Annotated in this window: 1 protein-coding gene and 1 pseudogene; both read right to left on the bottom strand. The window is 62.7% G+C overall.

Translation table 11 applies throughout. The features are described 5' to 3' along the window. Nucleotides 1–545 (bottom strand): annotated as a pseudogene (locus ACE3UY_RS18235) (hypothetical protein); the annotation flags it as partial. Between the two features lie 90 nt (nt 546–635). Continuing rightward, the coding region (locus ACE3UY_RS18230; protein WP_374688909.1) for a M23 family metallopeptidase at nt 636–2540 on the bottom strand (1905 nt) is incomplete at its 5' end.

Here is a 2540-nt window from a genome sequence, read left to right as displayed (position 1 = left end):
TCCACCAGTTCCTCGGCCGTCGGCCCCTGGCTGGTGTCGATGAAGGTCAGGCGCAACTGGCTCAGCGCCGGCGGCTCGGCCCCCTCGACCGGCGCGCTGTAGAGCGCCCGCACCTGCACGAAGCGGTGGGTCTGACCGGCCTCGGGAACCATCACCATCTCGCCGACGATCTCGGCCTCGTCCGGCTCCATCCAGTCGTGGTTGGCGCGAACAGACACCCACTCGCCCCACGTCTGGCCGTCGGGGCCGGTGCGCACCTGAAGCTCGATGCCCTCGGCCGCCGTCCCCGTCCATTGCGGCACGACGGCGTTGAACGGGATGGGCGCTTCGATGATCTGGGAGGTGAAGGTAGACGAGGTGATGGACAGTAGGCCGTCCAGCAAGGTCGCGCCCATCTCCGCCCCGGCGGCCAGTTCGTCGGCGCTGAGCACCAAGTCGGCCATCGGGTCGCGGTCGGCCTCGGCCGGCTGGCCCAGCGCCCCGCTAGCTGGCCCGGCGACGAGCGCGGTCAGGATCAGGAACGTTACTAACAGTACAGTTTTCATGGCGACGAATTCCCCAGTGGGCGGCGCGTGGCGGCCCGCTGTCTCAGGGGACATTCTAACAGAAGCAGGGGGTGTGGTGCAAAGGGCGCTTTATGGTCGCTGGAGGCACGGAATCTTCATCCTCACATTGTCCGGCCGGTCGTTCGGTTTATGCTCCTGGCTGATGCCGGCGTTCTTATCAGGTGAGGACCAGCCCACCAGCCCATAACCACGGGCGAAGAAAAATCGCTCGCCATGCAGGCCAGCTAGCTCGATCACGTCCGGCACGGTCTTGTCGTTCCACGTCATCGAAGCGTGGTGGGCGACCAACCTCGTATGGTTGGAGGCGTCGCCGCTGTTCAGACCCGAGCGGCTACAATCCCGTTTCATGAAGAACTGCACGTGATGCTTCTGGCCGACGAAGGTCTCGGTGACCTGCATGCGCCGGTTGGCCCAGCGCGCCCCCTCGTGGCCGTCCTCCCACTGGATGTAATAGCGGTCGTTGTCGGGCGAGGTGTCCCAGCCGCGCCAGATATAATTCTCGTCAGCCCACAACTCTTCCCAATTCTCGTTCTTGACAATAAAAAAGCGATGGCCCTCTCGCTGTGTCTGGAAGCGTTCTTGCCCGCCGCCGGCCGTGAGGACTTCGTAGAGACGGCCATCGCCGCGCATATAGTCCAACAGGTCGATACGCCCGCCCTGTGAGGGAAAGGGCGGCGGTGAATCTGGGATCGCGCCGGCCGGGAACTCTGGCAACTGGCGCATGAATGGCGTCGGATCAATATAGTTGAAAGGGTAGATCGTTGGCCCATGACCGAACCGCTTGAGCGAAAAGTGCAGATGTGATCCGGCGTGAGGTTTTTCTGGCGTCGGCCTGGGAGACACGTTGCCGGTACTATCAGCAAAGCCGATCACGGCTCCGCCTTCGACTTTCTGACCCGGCTGGACGATCACGCGCTCCAGGTGGCCGTAGATGGACTGATAACCAGCTACGTGCTCGATCCGAACGTGAGTCCCATAACCGGATGGTTTGGCCGGGTTGGCGACAACCGTGCCGCCGGCCGCCGCGAAAATGGGCGAACTGAACGGCGCGTGGATGTCAATGCCCTCGTGCGCCGGCAGGAAGGGGCCTAGATTGGGCGGCCTCTTCTTCTTCTCCTGTTCCTCAAACTGCCGGTACCATTCCGCGGCAGCGCCAAAACCACGCGTGAGCGTCGTCCCGGTGCACGGCCAATGGGTGAGGCGAAATTCGCCCGACGGCACGACGGCCGGCGCGTGGGCCGGGAAGCTCTCGTCTACCAGTCGAACACCGCTGGCCATCAGCGCCGCAAACTGTCCCTCCTGTAAACGCTCCCGGCCCCACAAGCGAACGTGTGAGGCCGGGCCGGCGATTTGCATCAGATGGATGGCGTCGTCATGCGACTGCATCATCGACTGCCGTTCCTCATGGATCACCTGCAAGACGTGCCACTTCTCCAGCAGCGTCGCATCCTGAGGCAGCAGGTTGATTACGGAGATGGGCATTCCCTCCAGCGTCGACGGCAATAGCTGTATCAGTGTGATACCCGTCAACAACTCATCCTTAATAGTTAGCCCAGCACTCTCAATGGCGGCCCGCTGCTCGGGACGCAAGCGGTCGCGTCCCCACAACCGGATAAAGGAGTCGCTACGCCCGTGTCGCACCAGATTGATGGCGTCGTCGTGCGATTGCAGCATGGCCTCTCGCCGATCATGCGTCTGATAGAGGACATGCCACTTCTCGCGCAGCGAGGCGTCTTGAGGCAGCAAATTGACGACGACGAGGTAAGGTTCCGGAGCCGCCTCCAAACCGCCCTCGGGCAGGGAAGCTACGGCAAACGATTGTAGGTACAGGCCATTGCTGCTGGCCTGGAGGCGCGACACAATCTCGAACCCAAGACTCAGCGCCGTTGCTTCGCTCAGGCTAAAAAGGTGCTCTATCCGGTTACTCTGTAAATGGTGGGGGGTCGCCCACTCGGTCGTCGCGTCGCCAACGAC

This window comes from Promineifilum sp. (SeqCode), assembly GCF_041918635.1.
In the GTDB taxonomy this organism is placed as follows: domain Bacteria; phylum Chloroflexota; class Anaerolineae; order Promineifilales; family Promineifilaceae; genus Promineifilum.
This window is presented reverse-complemented; position numbering and strand designations above follow the sequence as displayed.